This window comes from Pseudomonas sp. MIS38, from assembly GCF_019891575.1.
Classification (GTDB): domain Bacteria; phylum Pseudomonadota; class Gammaproteobacteria; order Pseudomonadales; family Pseudomonadaceae; genus Aquipseudomonas; species Aquipseudomonas putida_A.
Window position 1 is genome coordinate 175,990 of record NZ_JAFLXF010000010.1, and the last position, 19,828, is coordinate 195,817.

Genomic DNA, 19,828 nt, shown 5'->3' on the forward strand with positions numbered 1-19,828 from the left:
AGGAGTTTCCCATGAGCGTTCCCTACAAGCGTCTGAACAAAGATGATGCGGTCGTGCTGCTGGTCGACCACCAGACCGGTCTGATCTCGCTGGTACAGGATTTCACCCCCAACGAGTTCAAGAACAACGTGCTGGCACTGGGCGACATCGCCAAGTTCTTCAAGCTGCCGACCATCCTCACCACCAGTTTCGATGCCGGCCCGAACGGCCCGATCGTGCCTGAGTTGCGCGAGCAATTCCCCGATGCACCGTTCATTCAGCGCCCTGGCCAGATCAATGCCTGGGACAACGAAGACTTCGTCAAAGCGATCAAGGCCACCGGCCGCAAGCAACTGATCATCGCCGGTGTGGTGACGGACGTCTGCGTAGCATTCCCGACCCTGTCGGCCATTGCTGAAGGTTTCGAAGTGTTCGTGGTCACCGATTCTTCCGGCACCTTCAACACCACCGTGCAACAAGCCGCGTGGGCGCGCATGTCGGCCGCCGGTGCACACCTGCTGAACTGGTTCTCGGTGGCGTGCGAGCTGCAAGGTGACTGGCGCAACGACATGGAAGGCCTGGCGCATCTGCTGTCCGAACGCCTGCCGAACTACCGCAACCTGATCAACAGCTACACCAAGTTCACGGCCAAGTGATGCCTGAAGCCCCTCACCCTAGCCCTCTCCCAGAGGGAGAGGGGACTGACCGAGGGGTTTGTTCGCGATACGCCGACCTGCAATACCGAGCCGATCTCCGAAATTGAAGTACACGGAGATCGGCTCCCTTTCCCCCTCGCCCCCTTGGGGGAGAGGGTTGGGGTGAGGGGGGCTCTTGATCTTGCTCTCGCATCAGCGCTTTTGCAGCCAACCTAAAAAACCACCCTTGCGCACCGCCACCGGTTTGGCCATCAACGCCAGCCGGCTGTTCTGCTGTCGCACCGCCTGCAATTTGTTCAGCGCCTGGCCGACTTCGCTGCGCTGCTCCATGCATTGGCGGGTCAGCGCTTTGTCGAGGCGATAGATGATGCTCGACGTCAGCGCGGTGAACGTGGCTTGCGACGGGGTATCGGCGAGGATGCTCTGTTCGCCCATGACCTCGCTCGGCCCCATGCGTCCGGCCTCGGTCTGGCCGTTGCCGTCGGGCACGGTTGCACTGACCACACCAGTGGCGATGACAAACAGACTGTCGGGCACTTCATCCAGCCCCAGCACCACCTGACCGGCCGCGTATTGCTGCGCGACCATCGATTCGGCGAGGCGATCACGTTCCTCATGGCTCAGCGAGCGGAAAACTTTCACTTCATCGAGCAACGCCCGGGCGCGGGTCGAGGGCTCGATCACGCCATCGGGATGCCGGGAAATACCTGCAGCTTCGAGATGCCGATGGGCGAGGTCGAACAGTTGATTGCGCACTTCGCCTTTCTTGCTCAGTTCACTGATGAAGCCGCTGGCGACGTACTCCGACATCTCCTCGCCGGCCTCTTTCAACACGGCTTTGGGCGGCGGATTGAGCAGCAGACTGCTGCTGCCCTGCAGCGTGCGGTCGAGGGCGTCGAGCACCCGCCGCGGGCGAATGTGATTCGGCACCTTGATGCTGATCGACACCCCGTGCAGGTTGGTCGGGCGACTGAGATTGACGATCTTCGCCTTGGCCGCCACCGAGTTCGGCACCACGGCCAGCGTGCCGCTGCTGGTCAACAGATGCGTGGCGCGCCAGTCGATGTCGATGACCTTGCCCTCGACACCGTCGATCACCACGAAATCGTCGACCTGATACGGCTTGGTGGTGTTGAGCACGATTCCCGAGAACACGTCGCTCAAGGTGCTTTGCAACGCCAGACCGACGACGATCGCCACTACCCCGGAAGTCGCCAGCAAACCTTTGACCGGCAGTTCCAGCACATAGCCGGCGGCCGCGACGATCGCCGCCAGAAACACCAGCGCACCGATCACGTCTTGCAACAGCCGACCGCTGTGGCCGATGCGCCGCATCAGTGCCAGACCGATCACCTCGGTGAGCACCCGCGCAGCGTACAGCCACCAGACAATCCCCAACGCCGTTGCGCCCAGTTGCATCACCCGGTCATCGGCGAACAGCGGCGCCTGCAACGGGCTGATCTCGGCGTTGATGATCAATGCGCTGAACGCCAGAAACAGCGCCAGGCGAATGCCGACTCTCGGTGCCCGATGCTGAAACGGCGCGAGGTGCCAGAGCAGCGCATCGAGCAGCAGCAGGGCGGCGCTCCAGGACAATGGGTGAGTGAGGAGGATGGACATGGCGATCTCCGGAACTGCATGAACGTTGGTGTAGAAGAGGCTTTTGTGGTGAGGGGATTCATCCCCGATGGACTGCGCAGCAGTCCCCTGCCTTTCTGGTTAGCGGCGGGGTCGCTTCGCAACCCATCGGGGATGAATCCCCTCACCACAAGGGTTCTTGCAATCAAAAAACTCGCCACACCGTCAGGTGTGGCGAGTGAGGGGGGCTCAGTTCAGATGTGTTTTCAGCTCAGCCGCGGCCTGGCGCACGGCCGCTTTCACTTCGGGAATCTGACTCAGCGGATTGAGCAGGCCAAAGTCATGAATCATCCCGTTGTAACGCACCGACGTCACCGGCACACCGGCCGCATCCAGATGCCGCGCATAGCCTTCGCCTTCATCACGCAACACGTCGAACTCGGCGGTCTGCACCAGCGCGGCGGGCAGGCCCTTGAGCTGTTCGCTGCTGGCGTTCAGTGGCGAGGCGTGGATCTGTGCGCGCTCGGCCGGGTTGGTGGTGTAGTTGTCCCAGAACCATTGCATCATGCCCTTGGTGAGGAAGTGGCCCTCGGCGAATTGCTGGTACGAGCCGTCGTCGAACTGTGCGTTGGTCACCGGCCACATCAGCAGCTGGAAGCGCAGGGCCGGGGTTTGCTGTTCCTTGGCCATCAGCGCCACGACCGCCGCCATGTTGCCGCCGACGCTGTTGCCGGCCACCGCCAGACGCTTGCCGTCGACGCCAATGTCCTTGCCATGCTCAGCCACCCATTTGGTCGCCGCATAGGCCTGGTTGATCGCTGTCGGGTACTGCGCTTCCGGCGACGGCGTGTAATCGACGTAGACTGCGACCGCTCCAGAGCCGACCACCAGATCGCGAATCAGGCGCTGGTGCGTCAGGTAATCGCCCAACACCCAACCGCCGCCGTGGAAGAACATGAACACCGGCAATTCACCTTTGACCTTGGCCGGCCGCACCACTTTGAGGTTAATCGTCTGGCCATCGACCTTGATTGCCTTGTCACTGACTTCAACTCCGGACAGGTCAACCTTTACCGAGGCCTGAGCGCCGGTCAGCACTGCACGGGCATCCTTCGGGCTGAGTTGCTCCAGCGGTTTGCCGCCGCCGGCGGCGAGGGCTTCGAGGAACGCCTGGGTGTTGTGTTCGACACCCGGGCTGCCAGCGGCGAACGCGTTGCCGATGGACAGGGCGAGGAAGGATGCGGTCAGGGTTTTTTTGATGTTCATGCTCAATTCCATTTTCGAAAGTTATTGGTGTTGTGTCGGGCTGTTTTCAAACCGTGAGCACAGATTAATGAGCTGTCGAAAAGTGAAAAAGCGGCTATAAAGCGTTTGACTGTCTACCAGAGAGTGACAATGAACCCGTTCGAAGACATGCGTATTTTTTGCCAGGTCATGGACTCCGGCAGCTTCACCGCCGCGGCCGATCAGTTGGGCCTGTCCAAGCAGTTCGTCAGCCGCCGTTTGATGCAGCTCGAAGAGCGCCTCGGTGTGCGGCTGTTGAACCGTTCCACCCGACGCCTCGACGTCACGCCACTGGGTCAGAGCTACTACGAATCGGCGCTGCGTCTGCTGGGCGAAGTGGAACAGGTCGAGCAGGGCATCGCCGGGCAGACCGCCGAGCCGCGCGGGACCATTCGCGTCAGTGCGCCGCTGTCGTTTGCCGTCGCGCATCTGGGGTGTCTGCTGCCGCTGTTCCTGCAGCGCTATCGCGATGTCACCGTGGAGGTGGATTTGAGCGACCGCCCGGTGGACCTGCTTGGCGAAGGTTATGACCTGGCGCTGCGCATTGGTGTGCTGGAAGACTCGACGTTGATTGCGCGGCGCATCGCCGCCATCGAACGGGTGTACTGCGCCAGCCCGGCATATCTGGCCGAACGCGGCACGCCGCTCAATCCCGAAGACCTGCACAGCCACGACTGCCTGCCGTACGGCCACGGTCGTTCGGTGCAATGGCGCTTCAACGCGGGGCAGGGCAAGCCGCTGCTGGTCAATGTCACCGGACGCATGCGGGTGAACAATGGCGAGCTGCTGAGGGACGCGGCGGTGCAGGGGATGGGGATTACTTATCTGCCGACGTTCATCGTCGGCGCGGCGCTGAAGGACGGGCGGCTGATGCCAGTGCTCGACGACTACCGCCCCGAACCGCTGACCCTGTCGGCGGTGTATCCGCAGCACCGCCAGGCTTCGCGCCCGGTGCAGGCGCTGGTCGAATTCCTGCGCGAACGCCTGAACCAGATGTGACCACGCCAAAAGTGTGGGAGCGGGCTTGCTCGCGAAGAGGTCGTGTCAGTCGATGAAGATGTTGGCCGGACCGACGTCTTCGCGAGCAAGCCCGCTCCCACAGGTTTTGTGACGTGTGCAAATCTTGCGTTCTATCTGAAATCTTGTGGGAGCTTTTTGCAGCGATGAGGCCCGGTCGCAAAAATCTCTACGAAGCCGCCGCATTACCCCCTGTGGGAGCGGGCTTGCTCGCGAAAGCGGTGGTTCAGGCAATGAAGATGTTGGCTGGGCCGACGCCTTCGCGAGCAAGCTCGCTCCCACAGTGGAGCGGCGGTGTGGCTTACAAAGTCGCAACAACCGTATTGATCGGGCTGTTCTAGACTCGGGTCCGCTCAATCACGAGCATCGCCCGGAGTGCGCCATGGAAGTGCCCAACAATAAAACCGCCATCGACAGCAATCGACAGGCGTGGAACGATTCTGCTCGTCATCACCGTGAGTCGGCGGAATGGCAAGCGCTGTTGAACGAGGTGTCAAAGGCTGATTTTTCTTGCCTCGACGACACCTTGCGTGGCGTGCTGGAACAGGTCGGCGTCGATGGCAAAGCGCTGATTCAACTCGGTTGCAACAACGGCCGCGAAAGCCTGTCGCTGTTTGCCCTCGGCGCGCGCAGTGTGGTCGGCGTCGATCAATCGGAGGCGTTTCTCGAACAGGCCCGTGAGTTGAACCAGCGCTCGCCGTACAACGCCGAATTCATCGAAAGCGATATCCATCACCTGCCGGCTGCGCTGCACAGCCGCTTCGACGTGGCGCTGATCACCATCGGCGTGCTGAACTGGATGCCCGACATCGGCGAGTTCTTTCGCCACGTGGCGTTGACCCTGAAGCCGGGCGGCAAACTGGTGATCTACGAAACCCATCCGTTTCTGGAAATGGTCGACCCCGACGCCGAAGACCCGTACCGCCTCGCCAGCTCCTACTTTCGCGCCGAGCCATTCGTGCAGGAAGAACCGATCGTCTACGTCGGCAAGGTCGAACAGCAGGCTGCCAAGTCATACTGGTTCGTGCACACCCTCGGCGCGATCTTCAGCGGCGCCATCGCGGCCGGGCTGAACATCGCGCATTTCAAGGAGTATGCGCACTCGAATCGGGAGGAGGTGTATGACCAGTATCTGAATTGCGAGGCGCAGATGCCGTTGTGCTTCACCTTGGTCGCTCGCAAAACCTGAGAATTTGTTGCTCCATCTGGCCTCATCGTGAGCAGGCTTACTCCTACACGTGATCGGTGTCGTACACAAATCCACTGTAGGAGCGAGCCTGCTCGCGATGGCGGCCGAATGGCCGCCATGCCTTTTACAACCGAATCAAGCCTGCGCCGCCGCACTCACCGCCGGCCGCTCCGGTTTGCGCAGGGGTTCCAGGCGTGAGCCGTCGTAGCGGCTTTCGCGGTAGAAGCGCCAGCGGCCGAACAGGCCGTAAACGTGGGTGATGCGCCCTTGTTCGTGGTAGCCCATGCGGATGTGCAGTTTCATTGCCGGAATGTTGCGCGTTTCGCAGGTGTCCACGACGGTATGACAGCCCTGGGCGGCCATGGCTTCCCAGAGGGCGACTTGCACGTCCACCGACAGGCTGGTGCCGAAGTAAGGCCGGGCCATTTCGCCGCCGAATTCGAAGAACTCGCCGGGTTTGACCGGGAACCAGCAGCCGTAATAGTGGCGGTCGTGGTAGTCGCGAATGCTGCCCCAGATGAATGCCACCGCGTGGCCGTCGGCATCGAGGTACATGTGCCCGGTGTGGCCTTCAGCGGCGAGTTCGGCCATGGTTTCCACGCGGTCACCGAAATGCTTGGCGAACGCCCCGGTGTTGTGCGGTGTGATATCGATTTTGCGCACTCCCTCGTATGGCCGCAGCTTGTGTGGCGGCACCGGGGTCACCAGATCGCGCTCCATCCACAGCAGTTCCCAGTGGAAGAACACGTAGCGCTTCCACAGACTGGCGAAGAAGTTACGAAAGCCTTTTTGACGAATCCGGTCACGCAGTTTTCCGATGACGTTCATGTTGCCCTCCGTGGCCGAAGCCCGGTGTGGTGGATGTTGCTGTTGTGGGGATGAATCAATCGAGTGCCGCGGCACCGCGTAAAAAATCCTTGTGCAGATCGGCATAGGACACCCGTGGCACACCCGGCAGCCGCTGCTCCAGCACGTGGCTCAGGGATTCTCCGGGATTGAGGTAGGCATCACCGAAATCGCTGCCCAGCTGATTCGGGTGGGCAACGACTTCCAGCACGCCGTCGCTCGGCGCGGGGTCGTTACGCAGATCCACCGGCGTGCACACATAGTCCGCCGTGGCTCCGGCCAGACTCTGCAAGCGCCAGTTGAGCAAACCTTTGAATACACGTTTGGGCAGACTGAGGTTCTGCCCCAGGTTGCGCGCCAGGCGAATCGGCACGCCTTGCCGGGCGGCAAAGCGCGCGACGATTTCGCCGATCGGCCAGATGTTGTGTACGTGCTGATGCGAGTCGATATGGCTAGGTCGCACGCCATGTTCGACACAGCGCTGCCACTGCGCCTGCAACTCTTTACGCACCGCGTCGCGATCCTCACGTCCGAGCCACAGGCTGTGCCGTGGCAGGCTCAGGTCGAATACGCCGTGGCCGTCGCAGAAGGTGCGACTGCGCAGGATTGAGGTACTCAGCGGCCGCCCGTAGGTCAGGTTGAAATGCAACCCGACCCGACCTTGCAGCGACGGATGCCGGGCCATCGCGCAGGCTGCTTCGAACGCCGGCATGTTGGCCATGGCCGTGGCCGAGCTGATGACCCCGGCCTGAAACGCGGCGAAGATCGTCGCGTTTTCGTTCGGGCTCAACCCGAAATCGTCAGCGTTGACTATGACTTGGCGAGGCATGATCGCCCTCCGTGGTGATGACGACAGGTGTGGGCGCCGGTGCCGGTCTGGCCGCACGTCGCGCGCGCCATTGCTGCACCGTCGGTTTCAAGCGCTGCCAGAGCCGCAATCCCAGCCCCAGCAACATCCCGCTGGGGCGCCAGGAATAGAAACTCCAGCGCCAGTGTTCCAGTTGTCCAGTCATGCGTTCGTGCAGTTGGTGGCTGGAGTTTTCCAGACTGACCCGCGAGGCATCGATCCAGCGCCAATGCTCGTCCAGCCCCCAGCGAATCCATTCCTCCAGCAGCACCCGGCCGCTGCCCAGATCGGCGTATTGCGGCAGGAACGCGAGGTTGTAATCGTAGAGTCGGCCCTGCTCCAGCAAGCCGAGGCGATAGCTGATGCAACGTCCGTTGAGTTCCAGCGTCACCACTCGCACCAGGCCCTGGCCGGCGAGGGCAGTGAAGGCGCGTTCGATCCATTGCCGACTGCGTTCGCTGGCGAAAATCCCCACGCCTTCGTCGCCTTTCCAGCTCACCGCCTCGACTTCGCTGATCGCCCGCAACAGCGGACCCATGCTCAGCGCGTCGGGGCAGATGCGTCGCACCTGGGCGCCACACGCGGCAATCCGTTTGCGCGCCCGCCGCAGCTTGTAGCGCGGGTCGCCGGAGACCTCCTGGTGATCCGCGTCGCTGATCAGATGCACCGGAACCCGGCAACTGAGGCGGCGTTCGCCCGCAGAACTGTGGGCCATCCATTCGGTCAGGGCGCTTTCCTCACCCGCCGGCTCGGACAATTCGTTGAGTTGCAGCAGGGCGTGCGGCAGCTGTCGGCGGATCAGGTGCAAGGCTTCGCGCATGTCTTCGCCCTTGAGCAATGACAGCAGCGCCAGCCGGTCCGCCAGCGGATAGCCCAAGTGGTGCAGTACACGAAACGGCACGCCGGCAAAGCGCTCACGACCCGCTACCAGCGGCAGGCACAGGCGCAATTCGTCCGCTTCCCAACCGAGTAGGATGTGCAGGCGCTCACCCGCGCCCAGTGCCTGCTCCGCCGCGCACAACCAGCCCAGGTGGTTGAACGGCGTGTGATCCGTCACCTGCAGGCGCAGCGCTTCATAGGCGGCTGCCGGGAAGTCGGCGGCGCACAGTGAAGTGCGCCATTCGAATCGCGCCGTCATAGGCTCAGACCGCCGTGGCTGTGACAGGTGGACGGGACGGTTTGCGCAGCGCATCCAGTCGCGAACCGCTGTAGCGGGTTTCGCGGTAGAAGTGCCAGCGACCGAACAGGGTGTAGACATTCATGATCCGGCCTTGCTCGGTGTAACCCATGCGCAGGTGCAGTTTCAGCGCCGGGACGTTGTGGAACTCGCAGACGTCCACCACCTTGTCGCAGCCCTGGGCCGCCATGGCTTTCCACAGTTCCAGTTGCAGGTCCACCGAGAGTTCGCTGCCCCAGTAGGCACGGGTCAGCTCGCCACCGAATTCGAAGAACTCGCCGGCTTTCACCGGGAACAGGCAGCCGTAGTAATGCCGGTCGAAGTAGTCCCGTGCGCTGCCCCAGATGAACGCCACGGCATCGCCCTGATCGTCCAGGTGCATGTGCCCGGTGTGGCCTTCGTTGGCCAGCTCGGCCATGGTCCCGACGCGGTCGCCGAAGTAGCGGGCGAAGGCGCTGGCGTTGTTGGCGGTGATCTTCACCACCCGCAGCGGCGGATACGGTTTGAGGCTGTGCGGTGGCACCGGACTGACCAGATCGCGTTCCATCCACAGCAATTCCTGATGGAAAAACACGTAGTGCTTCCACGCCTTGGCGAGGGTGGCGCGCAGGCCTTTTTGTTTGATGTGCTGGCTGAGTTTGCTGACGGTACCCATGTTCTGTACTCCGGCGTTCCGGCAGGGCGAACAACTGTGGCGAGGGGCTCTGTGGCGAGGGGATTTATCCCCGATGGGCTGCGAAGCGGCCCCGCATTTACAGGCTAAAAGCGACGACTGCTGCGCAGCCGATCGGGGATAAATCCCCTCGCCACAAAAACTCCCTACCCACAAATCTTTGTTCGCTTTACCTTTTCTGATATTCGGAATTGGCTTCATGACGCGCTCCAGCTCAGGGCGAACAGGGTTTCCCCTGGCAAGTCGAAGCTGACGCGTCCGTCGCGGCAGGCGAATGGCGCGTCGCGGCTGCGGTTGTCCGCGCCGAAGTAACGCAACGCACCGTTGTTCAGCGGGCACTTGGCGCCACTCAGGTCAACACGCTGCAAACGCGTGCCCTTGTTCACACCGAGCAGACCCCGCTGCTCGTCGCCGGCCATCGCCAGCACATCGACTTCAAAGCCATCGTTCTCTAGCCACAGCACTTGGTGCAGCCAATGCTGCGCGATGAACTGCTGGGCCAGACCCACCGGTTTCAGCTCAAAACGCTCAGCGCCCAAAACCCGGATCATGCCCTTGGGATACTGCGGTTCATCGGCGGCCTGAAACCAGTTGAGCATGCTCAGCAAACCGTCCTGCGAAGCGTTGATCACCACCGACGCCCACCACAGCGAGGCGTAGTGCGTCTCCTGATCGTAGGGGCTGAGGCTGGAACCGCTGGACAGATTGGTCTGATCCAGCAGCAAGGCTTTGCGCGGCTGGCCGTGGGCGTCGAGGCCGACCAGTTCGGCGGCGCGGCGCACGCTGTCGCGGTAGACCCGGGTGGCGAGCAGGTCGCGGATCATCCATTCGTGCCACGCCAGCGCGTCGATCTGCTCGGCGGACTCGCCGAGCAAGCGCCGCGCCCAGTCGATGCCGCGCTTGTCGGCCGCGTTGTCGGCGAACGGCCCGTTGACCAGCCGTGAACTGGCCGGCATGGCGATGCGCACGCCGGCCTTGGCATTCGCCGGATCGCTGCGCACCTGCCTGGCCATGCTGGTGAAAATCGCCCGGTATTGCTCGAAGCTCGAATAGTTGAGGTTCGGCTCATCAGCAAAACCGATGTAGTGCGTGCCTTTGCCGCCCAAGGCGCGGGTGCCGGCCAGCCATGCATCGAGGCCGCCATTGCTTTGCACGTCGGCGCGCAGATCGGCCTGACGCTGGCTGCCGGCGAGCAGGGTGATGTCCTGACGGATGCCGAAGCGCTCCTGATAAGCCTTGCGGAACGCGTCTTCGAAGTGCGGATTCTTCGCCGTGACATCGACAAAACTGTAATAACTGGCGGCGGTCGGTTTCAGCGCATCCAGCACCGCGTGACTACTGGCGGGTGGCATCACGTAGGGCAGGGCGATGCCCAGATCCGGCGTGCGCCCGAGGATTTTGTCGTGCAGGGTCAGGTGGATCTGGCCGGTCTCTTCGCGCACGGGTTTGAGTTGCTGCGGAGTCTGCGCAAACCGATTGGCCGTGCCGTCGAGCCAGAATGCTGCTTTGCCGCTGCCTTGCAGGCGCAGGCGCCAGACCTGTTCGCGCTCGCTGACCGGCAACGCCAGTTGATCGAACTGCCAATAGGCGCGATAGGGTTTGAGCGTCAGCGTCAGTGACTGATCATCGCCCACTCGCTGCGCCTGCAACGCATTGACCCCGCCATGGAACTTGCCGGCGAGTACCGCGTGTTCCCCCGGCGCGACTTTGAAATACAACTCGTCGCCATTCTGCGTCTGCGCGCTGAAATGCACCTTGGCCGGTTCGAACAGCGCCACCGTGTGCTCGTCGTGTTCGACCCGGTAATTGCGGAAGCTGTAGCCGGGAATTTCCAGGCGATAACTGGCGGCACCCGGCAGCAACGCCCAGCTCTGGGTGCCGCGGGTTTCGCTGGCCTTGATCAAGCGCTCGCCCTGCAATTTGCCCTGGCCGTCGAGCAGGTACAGATGCTCTTCGTTGGCCTCGGCCTGCCACGCGGGTGTCCAGCGCACGGTCACGGTGTCCGGACGGTCGGTTTGCAGGTACAGGCTGCCGTCGCGGATCTCGCCCCAGCGCATCGACGCGGCAAAGGCGTCCAGCGACAGGCCGAGACCGAGCAGCAGGACCAGGCCTTTCATGCGGCCTTCCGGTGCAACATCTGCCACATCGGCGCGATGTCGCTGGGCAGGATGATCAGGGTTTGCCAGAACGCCACGCCGCTCAAACGGCAGTACAACACCAGCATCGCCACCGTCACCGCCAGATAGGCAATCGACGACGCCGCTGCCGCGCCGACGATGCCGTAGGCCGGAATCAACACCAGGTTCAGCGCCAGATTGAGCAGGGCGCCGAGGCCCATCAGCAGCGACACCGTGCCGGGGCGGTTTTTCCCCAGCAGGTCCAGCCGCAGGATGCTCGCGTAGCACAGGCCGAGCAGCCCCGGCAGCAACGCCAGCAGCGCCGGATACGCCGGTTGGTAGGCGATGCCGAACAGGGTGACGATCAGCCAGTTGCCGATCACGGCCATGCTCAGGCACGCGCCGAGCATCACCGTGGCGGTCAGGCGCAGGGCCAGCGGGGTGACCTTGTCCATGCCTTCGTCCTGTTGTAGCAGGCGTTTCATCAGCGGCGTGGTCACCGCTTCCGGCACGATCAGCAGCAGTTCGGCGGCGGCACTGGCCATCGCGTAATGACCCAGTGCGGTGCTGCCGAGCAGGGCGCCGATGAACAGGTAGTCCGAGCGCAGAATCACTTGCTGGAACAGCAGATCCGGATGGCTGCGCGCGCTGTAGCGCAGCAGTTCGTTCTGGCTGGCGCGATCCCATTGCAACTGCAGCGGTTGCGCGCGTTTGAGCCAGACCCAACCGGCCAGCACCACCAGGCTGATCCCGGCCAGCCAACTGATCAACGCCGCTTCCAGCGCCGCGCTTTTCCACATCCAGAACAGTGCGAGAAACAGCAGCAGTGGCGCCAGTGATTCGGTCAGGCGCAAGGCGTTGAACGCGACCACGCCGCCGGAGGCGTTGTGCAGGGTCAGCAGGCCGCTTTTCAGCACGGTCAGCGGCACCGCCAGCAGCAACAGCCACGCCAGCAGACCGAGTTGTACTGTGACATCCAGCTCACTGCCGAACTCACGCACCAGCGCCACCACCAGCAAGGTCAGCAGACCGGCGAGCAAGCAACCGAAGACCAGCACCTGACTCAACAGCAGCCCCATCGGCCGTTGCTTGGCGGCTTGATAACCCACGGCTGAATTCAACCCGCCACTGGTGGCGGCGCTGATCAGGTCGGGCAAGGTGCTGAGCAGCGCAAACAGCCCCCGTTCGCTCGGCCCGAGGATCCGCGCCAGCAACACGTTGCGCAGCAGGCGCAAGGCGATCATCGCCAGTTTGGTGCCCATGCTCAGCGCCAGATGCTTGAGGTAATGGCTGCGGCTCATGGCCGGTTTCCACGAAAGATGCGCCACGACAGCAGCTCAGGATTGCGCGCAGTACGCTGGCTGACACCGAAACGCGGCAGGTTCAGCGGATCGCCTTCACCGCGATAGATGCCGGTGCCGGTGCCCAGCGCGAACGGGTAATCGTGGGCAGCAATCTGCTTGCGCACCCGCTCGTCGTTGTTGCCGTTGGGGTAGCAATACACCGGCAACGGCCGGTTGCAGCCGTTGCTCAAGGCATCGCGGCTGCGGCTGATTTCTTCGCTCAGGCGCACATCGTCCAGTTCAGTGAGGATCGCGTGGCTGGCGCCGTGCGGGCCGAAACGCACCAGCCCCGAAGCCTCCAGCGCGCGTACCTGATGCCAGTCCAGCGCTTGCGGCTGCGCTTCGGGCGGGCATTCGTCGGTCAGGCGTTCGAGCATCGCCGGTTCAAGGGTTTTCAGGCTTTGCAGGTAATGCAGCAGCGACAGGCTGCGGCGATCGACGTCGATGTCATCCACCAGCACCGGCACCGGGTGGTGGATTACGTGCAGGCATTCGATCAGATGCATGCGGGCCTTTTCGCCGTGGCTGCCCCACAGGGTTTCGCCAAGGCTTTCCCACCAGAAGCGCTGACGGCTGCCGATGAAATCGGTGGAGAGAAAAATGCTCGCTGGCACCTGATGTTTTTGCAGCAACGGGAACGCATTGACCGCGTTGTCGCGCCAGCCATCGTCGAAGGTCAGCGCCACCCGTGGGCGTTCGCTGCGCAATGCGGTGGGCGTGAGGATGTCCATCAGCGGCACGCAATCGAAGTGCCGGCGCAGCCACACCAGCAGGTGCTCGAACGCCTTGGGCCCGACACACAGCTCATTGCGGTGCGGCAAGTCGGCGGCGCGGTCGTTGGCCAGCACCCGATGCAGCATCAGAATCACCCCGGCGCCGTGCAACTGGTTTCGTCCCACGGGCGAGTTGAGGTAAAGCCAGCCACTGGTGCGTTTTATTAATTGTTTGATCGCCATGGCTTCGGTCCTCTCAACGGTTTTGTTCAGGGTTCCACTGGGCATATCGGTGGCCGCGCAGGAACTGCCACAGGCCGAGACTCATCCCGGCGAGGGTGACCAGCAGGAACGCGGCCAGACGAAACGGTTTGGGCAAGCGATGTTGCGAGTCCAGCAGTCCGGCCAGCGCAATGGCGTAGCCGAACAGTTGGGCGATCAGGGCCAGTCGATAGAAACCGTGGTCATCCCACAGCCAGAAGTTGCTCAGCAGCAGCGGCAGCAGGAGGATCGGTGCCAGGCGCCGGATCAGTTTGTGGCTGATCAGCGCCAGCGAATACAGGCCATGTTTGAGTGGGTTGAGCAGCTCACTGCGCTGGGCGAGGCTTTGCAGGCCACCGACGGTGACGCGTTGACGGCGGCGGAACTGTTTGTCCGCTTCGTCGACACCGTGGTCGATCACTTGCGCCTCGGGCACGTACACAATGCGCTTGAAGGCCACCGGTGCACAGGTGCTGAGAAAGAAGTCGTCGTTGACCTCCGCCGGCACGCTCTGGAACAGCTCGCGGCGCAGGGCGAGCAGGGCGCCGTCGGCCGAGACCATGCAGCCGGTGCGGTTCTCCACCCGACGCAGCCAGCCCTCGTAATGCCGGTACAGACTGTCGCCGACGCTGAGGCCGCCGCCGGTCACCGGAATCACCATGTGCCCGGCGCAGGCGCCGACATTCGCGTCACTGAGCGGCGCCAGCAGGTAGCCAAGGGTTTCCCGCGACCATTGGTTGTCGGCGTCGGTGAACACTAGAATATCGCCAGTCGCCAGGGCTACACCGGCATTCAGCGTTGCCGCTTTGCCCTGGCGCGGCAGATCGAGCACGGTGATGCGCGAATCGACCACCTTGTGCGCACAGGCCACGGTGTCGTCGGTCGAGCCGTCGCTGGCGAGAATGATCTGCAGCGTGGCCGGCTGATAGTCCTGCGCCAGCAGCGTGCGCAACTTGTGCTCGATGTGCCGCGCCTCATTGTGCGCGGCAATCACGATGCTGATGTTCAGCGGCGGCGCCGGGCTGTGGCGCCAGGCCGGGAACAGCGGCGCCAGTACAGTCAGCAGCAGCGGGTAGCCAAGGTAGGCGTATACCGGCAGCAGCAGGCACATCCAGAAAATGAATTCAGCCACGGGCAGGCCTCCTGGCGTTCCAATGACACAGACTGAGAATCAACGCCGCCCCGGCCAGGTGCAGCCGCACCCAGTGCAGGCCCCACAGTTGCAGGGTCAGGCCCACATCATGATGGCGTGAACTCTGGCGAATGCTCAGCACCAGCGCCGGTATCGTGGTCAGCATCACCATGACGGCCGCGTGGTGCGGAAAACCGTTGAGCAGTGCGGAAATCGCCAGCAAGTCGAGCAGCCACGCGCCAAGCGAGAGCAGAGGAAAGCGCAGCAGGCGCAGGCTGAAACCGTGAGTGCGCAGCAGTTGCAGATGACTGCCCTGACGCCACATTTCCTTGCCCATCCACTCGCGCCAGTTCATCTCGTAGCCCCAATGCAGGGCCACGCTGCTGTTCACCGACAGCAGCCGCGCGCCCTGTTCGTGCAGGCGCAGGGTAAATTCCTTGTCTTCGCCGGTACGCAGGTGTTCGTTGAAGCCGCCGACCTTGTCGAACCAGCGCCGGCGCATCAGCAGGTTGGAACTGGGCAGCCAGTCCACCGGGTGCGATGCCTGACTCGACGGGCGCAGCGTGCGCCGTTGCCAGGCGGCGGCGTACCACGGCGCAGTGGCGGGGGTGTGCAGGTCGAGACCGAAGACGTCGGCCTGACCCTCGGCTTGCAGCTCGAACAAGGGCTTGAGCCAGTCTTCGGGCATTTCGACGTCGGCATCAATGAACGCGATCCACTCGCCGCTTGCCAGCAGCGCACCGCGATTGCGCAGCGCACCGATCAGCAGGCCCGGCAGCACCAGCACCTGTGCACCGAACTGACGGGCGATGTGCGGGCCGTCGTCGCTCGAACCGTTGTCGACCACAATCAACTCGCACTCGACATCGGCCGCATGTGCGGCTTTTTGCGCTGCCAGCAGCGTGCGGCCGATGTGCCGGGCCTCGTTGTACATCGGGATGATGATGCTGATCCGGCTCATGTCCTGGCCTCGGTCAGTGGCGCCTGTTCGGCCTTGAGGCGCAGGACGCTGGTCAGCGCGAGCATGATCCACAGGTATTTCTGGTTCGGTGCGCTGAGGAACATCAGGAACAGGGTCAGCGACAGAAAGCTCACCCCGAGGTGAGTCATCAGGTCCGCCTGCTGCCAGTCGCGTCGCAGCATCCACGCGGCGCGGGCGCGGATCAGGTTGTACAGGCCCAGGCCGAGCATGCCGACAAACAGCAGGCCGGCGGGAATCCCCAGTTCACTGAAAATTTCCAGGTAGGTGTTGTGGGCACGGCGATACAGGTCGCCGATCTTGCGGTTGGCGGAAAACGCCTTGGCGTAACCGGTGGTCGCGTAGTGCAGCGGGAAGGTGCCGGGACCGGAGCCGAGCAGCGGGTTCTCGCGGATCATCTGCCCGCCGACCACGATGTACGAGGCGCGCCGGCCGAGGGATTCGTCGTCGTGGCCCTTGGCGCCGGCGCTCAACACGCTCAGGGACTGAATGCGCGCGAGGTAACCGGCGGGCATCGCGTAGATCGCCAGCGGAATCACGATGGCTGCGCCGAGCATGGCGAAACCCAGGTGCCGTGGGCGAATGCGGGTCAGTTGCGCGCGGTAGTGCCAGCAGCCGATCAACAGACTCAACGCCACCACCACCAGCCCGGAGCGCGATTCGGTCTTGGTCATGCCGCCGAGCAGCAACAGGCAGCAAGCGCCCCAGAACAGGCGGTGCAACAGATTCGGCCCACGAATCACCAGCAGCAGCGCCAGCGGAATGGCGAAGGCGATCAGCAGGGCGAAGGCGTTGGGGTCTTCAAGCAGACCGGCAGCGCGGCCCTGATCCTGGAATTTGACTGAAAACATCGCCATGGCACAGGTGGCGCTGACACTCAGGGTCACCAGGCGGGCGAACAGGTCGAGGTTCAGTTCACGGCCGATCAGCAGGGTGATGACAAACAGGATCAGCCCGACGCTGAGTTCGCGCAGATGCCCCAGCGACATGCCCAGGTCATCGGTGTTGAACAGGCTGAGGAAATACAGCGCCAGAAACCACAGCAGAAACCGCCAGATATTGCTGCGCAGGCGCTCGGAAGGAATCTGGTGCATGGCCAGTTGCAGCATCAGGATCACCGCCAGCGAAGCGCCGATCAGTTTGCTTCCGGACAATGCGCTGTCCTTGAAGAAACCTTCGAACGGCACCAGCGCGGCAATGCCCAGCAGGCCCCAGGCCGGCTTGCGATACAACACTGTGAAACCCACCAGGCCAATTACCGCGCCGGGTGCGAGAAACGGATAAGGGCTGGCGAGCAGACCGATGCACACCATCCCGAGCAGCGTGACGATCGAGAGCGGGAAAATCATGCGCGTGCCTCCCGTGCCGTGCGGATGTACAGCTGCGACCAGCGTTCGGCCAGGGCCTTGAGGTCGTAGCGATCCTGTTGCGTACGCTTTGCGTTGTCGCACAAATGCCGGGCCAGTTTCGGCTCGCTCAGCAGGTTGTCGAGCTGACGGGCGAGGTCGGCGCTGTCGGCAGGTGTCGCCAGCAGACCGTTATGCCGGTGCTCGAGCACATCGGGAATGCCGCCGACGGCGAACGCCACCACCGGCACGCCGCTCTGCATCGCTTCGAGCAGAATCATCGGCGTGCCTTCGGTGCGCGAGCTGATCACCAGCGCATCCAGGCGCTGCCACCACGGTTGCATGGCGGTCTGGTAGCCGGGCAGACGAATCCGTTGCTGCAAACCTGCGGCGTCGATCCGCTCCTGCAGCGCCTCGCGTTCCGGGCCGTCGCCGAGCATCACCGCGTCCAGTTGCGGATGCTGGTGACACAGCGGAATCAGCGCATCGAGAAACAGGTCCGGACCTTTCTCGCTGCTCAGGCGCCCGACGTAACCGGCGAGCCAGCGCTGGCGGTCAACGGTGCTGACCAGCGCGTCGGCGGCGGGCAATCCGTTGGGGATCACCTGGAGTTTTTCCGCCTGCACGCTGGCCTGACGATGCAGCACGGCAATGCTCTCGGCCACGCACACCACCCGATCCACCGACGCCGTGCGGCACAACTGCAGACTCAGCCAGGTGTAGAACTTCTGCTTGCGGCTGCGCGGGGTGAAGCCGTGTTGGGTGATGACCAGCGGCAAACGCAACAGCGTTGCGCCGACCCAGCCGAACAACAGCCCTTTGAAGTTGTGGGTGTTGATCAGCGGCCGTTCGCTGCGCCGGGCCCGCAGGTGGCGCAACAGCTCACCCAGCCCGGCACAGCCACGGCAGTCCACCCCGGCCTCGCGAAAGCGCGCGATCAACGCCGGCGGTGCATCGAGGAAAAGCACCTGGTGCTGCCCCGGTGTCGCCAGGCAGTGATCGAGCAGCATGCGCTCGGCCCCATAGAAGCCGCCGCTGCTGAGCAAATGAATGATCGGCAGCGCGGCGTTCGGGGTGGACAGCGTGTTCAATTGCGCACCCAGTGCACGAAGCTTGGCACGGTCCAGTTCTTGTGCGGATTGCTCGGCAGCACGTTCTCGTCGTTGATCACCAGCAACACCGGCAGGCCCAGTTCGTGGGTGATTTGCGCAGGGTGTTTGAAACGGTGATCGAAGAACTCACGCACATAGACCAGGGCTATCGCCAGCAGCAGACCGGTGAACAGCCCGAACGGAATGATCAGCAGCGGTTTGGGGAACGCTGGCTCGGTCGGCTCGAACGGCGGGCTGAGCACCTTGGCGTTCGACAGGTCGTCGTTGAGCGAACCGGCGGTGCTGCTTTCGGCAAAGCGTTGCGCGTAGGTCGAGAACGCCGTGTGCAGCGCGTCGATTTCCGTGTCCATCTGCCGCAGCTTGCTCTGGGTCTGCTGCAAGGTGTGGATGCGGTTCTTGAACTCGGCGATGCGCGCGGTTTTCTGATCGATCACCTGTTGCACCACGGCCAGATCGTTGGTGCGCTCCTGAATGCGGTTGCTCACCACTTTGAGGAACTGCTGGCGGGTGCGGGCGATCTGTTCGCGGGTCAGCAGCATCGGCTCGCTGCCGGGCTGGAACACCGCGAGGTCATTCATGTAGCGGCTGACCTGAGTGGTCAGTTGCTCGCCCAACTGTTTGATTTCCCGATCCTCGAACGCCACGTTATCGACGGTGGTGGTGAAGGTGAAGGGGAACGTGTAGTCGTTGAGCTTGTTGCTGCTGGCGGCCGTCAGCGCGGTTTTCAGGTATTCGAGCCAGCGCTGGCTCTGTAGCAGACGATCCTGGTACAGGTTCAGGGCTTGCTCTTCGGTGTTGATCGCGTTCAGGCGGAAGGTGATTTCTTCCTTCGGATCGGACGATGCAACACTTTCCAGCAGCGCCTGCCGATTACCTTCCAGCCCGTCGAGACGCACCTGATACAGGTGCTTCTTGGTTTCGTAGAAGGATTGCGGCAGGTCGATCGATTGCAGCGCCTGACGGCTGCCCAGATAGTTCTGCAGCAGAGTGGCGACGAACGTCGTGCCCTGATGCGGATCGGGGAAGCTGTAGACGATCGAGATCACGTTGGAGCCGGGCAGGGTCTCGATTTTCAGGCTGTTGATCGCATCTTGCGTCAGGCCGTCGAGCACGGTGTCACGCACCGGATCGGTTTGCAGCCCGAGCATGTTGCGCAGCGGATTGATCACGTACTCACGCAGCGGCGAAGAGATATAGCGGCGGAACGGTTCGCTCACCAGTTTGGCGAACACGCCCACCGGCGGGTTGTACTCGCCCTTGTCGCGCAGCTCGCTGATGGTCTGGCGGATCAGCGCCGGGGACCGCAGGATGTTGCTTTCGGTTTCCATGTCCGCCAGCGACGGCGGAATGAAGGTGGCGTTATCGACCGTCAGTGACGTGGTGGCGTCACCCTGGGAGAGTTTTTTCGACTGCACGATCACCTGAGCGGTGATATCGAAGCTCTGTTTGAGCACCAGCGGCAGTACCAACGCGATGACTGCAAAGATCAGGAAGACCCGTTTCACCAGTTGCTTGTTGGCGAAGAAGATCCTGAAGAACTCATGCAGGTAGTTTTCCTTTGGATTCATGATCGGTCACC

General features: G+C 62.9%; 17 protein-coding genes. 3 read left to right on the forward strand and 14 right to left on the reverse strand.

All coding sequences use genetic code 11. The features are described 5' to 3' along the window. Nucleotides 1-11 precede the first annotated feature (11 nt). A complete protein-coding gene (gene ycaC, locus J1G18_RS14120; RefSeq protein WP_007961287.1) occupies nt 12-635 on the forward strand; it encodes an isochorismate family cysteine hydrolase YcaC in 624 nt (207 codons plus the stop codon). A gap of 192 nt (nt 636-827) precedes the next feature. Here the strand turns inward: ycaC and J1G18_RS14125 are convergent, their stop codons facing one another. Then, nucleotides 828-2,255 carry a mechanosensitive ion channel family protein gene (locus J1G18_RS14125; protein ID WP_027611592.1) on the reverse strand — a complete coding sequence of 476 codons (1,428 nt, stop codon included), beginning with the start codon at nt 2,253-2,255 and terminating at the stop codon, nt 828-830. A 207-nt stretch (nt 2,256-2,462) separates the two neighbouring features. Further along, complete coding sequence (locus J1G18_RS14130) at nt 2,463-3,479, reverse strand: alpha/beta hydrolase (protein ID WP_223007909.1); 1,017 nt, start codon at nt 3,477-3,479, stop codon at nt 2,463-2,465. Nucleotides 3,480-3,608: 129 nt separating this feature from the next. Here J1G18_RS14130 and J1G18_RS14135 point away from each other — a divergent pair, with 129 nt between their 5' ends. Both J1G18_RS14135 and J1G18_RS14140 read left to right on the forward strand, forming a co-directional pair. Then, nucleotides 3,609-4,496, forward strand: coding sequence for a LysR family transcriptional regulator (locus tag J1G18_RS14135; RefSeq protein ID WP_096796201.1), 888 nt, complete (start codon nt 3,609-3,611; stop codon nt 4,494-4,496). 400 nt (nt 4,497-4,896) lie between these two features. Beyond that, nucleotides 4,897-5,703 (forward strand): class I SAM-dependent methyltransferase, encoded by an 807-nt coding sequence (locus J1G18_RS14140; RefSeq protein WP_135296175.1) that lies wholly within the window; start codon nt 4,897-4,899, stop codon nt 5,701-5,703. A gap of 135 nt (nt 5,704-5,838) precedes the next feature. Here J1G18_RS14140 and J1G18_RS14145 read toward each other — a convergent pair whose 3' ends face one another. From J1G18_RS14145 to J1G18_RS14200, 12 genes are all read right to left on the reverse strand, one after another. After that, nucleotides 5,839-6,531: a GNAT family N-acetyltransferase gene (locus J1G18_RS14145; protein WP_223007910.1), complete on the reverse strand. Its 693-nt coding sequence runs from the start codon at nt 6,529-6,531 to the stop codon at nt 5,839-5,841. A gap of 55 nt (nt 6,532-6,586) precedes the next feature. Next, nucleotides 6,587-7,378: a ChbG/HpnK family deacetylase gene (locus tag J1G18_RS14150; protein ID WP_223007911.1), complete on the reverse strand. Its 792-nt coding sequence runs from the start codon at nt 7,376-7,378 to the stop codon at nt 6,587-6,589. Then, nucleotides 7,350-8,534, reverse strand: a complete 1,185-nt coding sequence (locus J1G18_RS14155) for a GNAT family N-acetyltransferase (protein WP_223007912.1) — start codon at nt 8,532-8,534, stop codon at nt 7,350-7,352. The genes J1G18_RS14150 and J1G18_RS14155 overlap by 29 nt, the downstream gene beginning before the upstream one ends. Nucleotides 8,535-8,538: 4 nt before the next feature. Continuing rightward, nucleotides 8,539-9,228, reverse strand: a complete 690-nt coding sequence (locus J1G18_RS14160) for a GNAT family N-acetyltransferase (protein WP_223007913.1) — start codon at nt 9,226-9,228, stop codon at nt 8,539-8,541. 215 nt (nt 9,229-9,443) lie between these two features. Beyond that, on the reverse strand, nt 9,444-11,363 hold the full coding sequence (locus tag J1G18_RS14165) for a hypothetical protein (protein WP_223007914.1): 1,920 nt from the start codon (nt 11,361-11,363) through the stop codon (nt 9,444-9,446). Continuing rightward, the gene (locus tag J1G18_RS14170) at nt 11,360-12,664 is read right to left on the reverse strand and encodes a lipopolysaccharide biosynthesis protein (protein WP_135296944.1); all 1,305 of its coding nucleotides are present in this window, start codon (nt 12,662-12,664) and stop codon (nt 11,360-11,362) included. The genes J1G18_RS14165 and J1G18_RS14170 overlap by 4 nt, the downstream gene beginning before the upstream one ends. Further along, a complete protein-coding gene (locus tag J1G18_RS14175; RefSeq protein ID WP_098964582.1) occupies nt 12,661-13,662 on the reverse strand; it encodes a polysaccharide deacetylase family protein in 1,002 nt (333 codons plus the stop codon). The genes J1G18_RS14170 and J1G18_RS14175 overlap by 4 nt, the downstream gene beginning before the upstream one ends. A 13-nt stretch (nt 13,663-13,675) precedes the next feature. Then, complete coding sequence (locus tag J1G18_RS14180) at nt 13,676-14,812, reverse strand: glycosyltransferase (protein WP_223007915.1); 1,137 nt, start codon at nt 14,810-14,812, stop codon at nt 13,676-13,678. Next, a complete protein-coding gene (locus J1G18_RS14185; protein WP_098964579.1) occupies nt 14,805-15,773 on the reverse strand; it encodes a glycosyltransferase in 969 nt (322 codons plus the stop codon). The genes J1G18_RS14180 and J1G18_RS14185 overlap by 8 nt, the downstream gene beginning before the upstream one ends. After that, on the reverse strand, nt 15,770-17,140 hold the full coding sequence (locus J1G18_RS14190) for an O-antigen ligase family protein (protein WP_134786784.1): 1,371 nt from the start codon (nt 17,138-17,140) through the stop codon (nt 15,770-15,772). The genes J1G18_RS14185 and J1G18_RS14190 overlap by 4 nt, the downstream gene beginning before the upstream one ends. Continuing rightward, entirely contained in the window at nt 17,137-18,228 is a 1,092-nt protein-coding gene (locus J1G18_RS14195) for a glycosyltransferase family 4 protein (protein ID WP_210558971.1), read from the reverse strand. The genes J1G18_RS14190 and J1G18_RS14195 overlap by 4 nt, the downstream gene beginning before the upstream one ends. Further along, nucleotides 18,225-19,817, reverse strand: a complete 1,593-nt coding sequence (locus J1G18_RS14200; protein ID WP_223007916.1) for a GumC family protein — start codon at nt 19,815-19,817, stop codon at nt 18,225-18,227. The genes J1G18_RS14195 and J1G18_RS14200 overlap by 4 nt, the downstream gene beginning before the upstream one ends. Nucleotides 19,818-19,828: the final 11 nt, after the last annotated feature.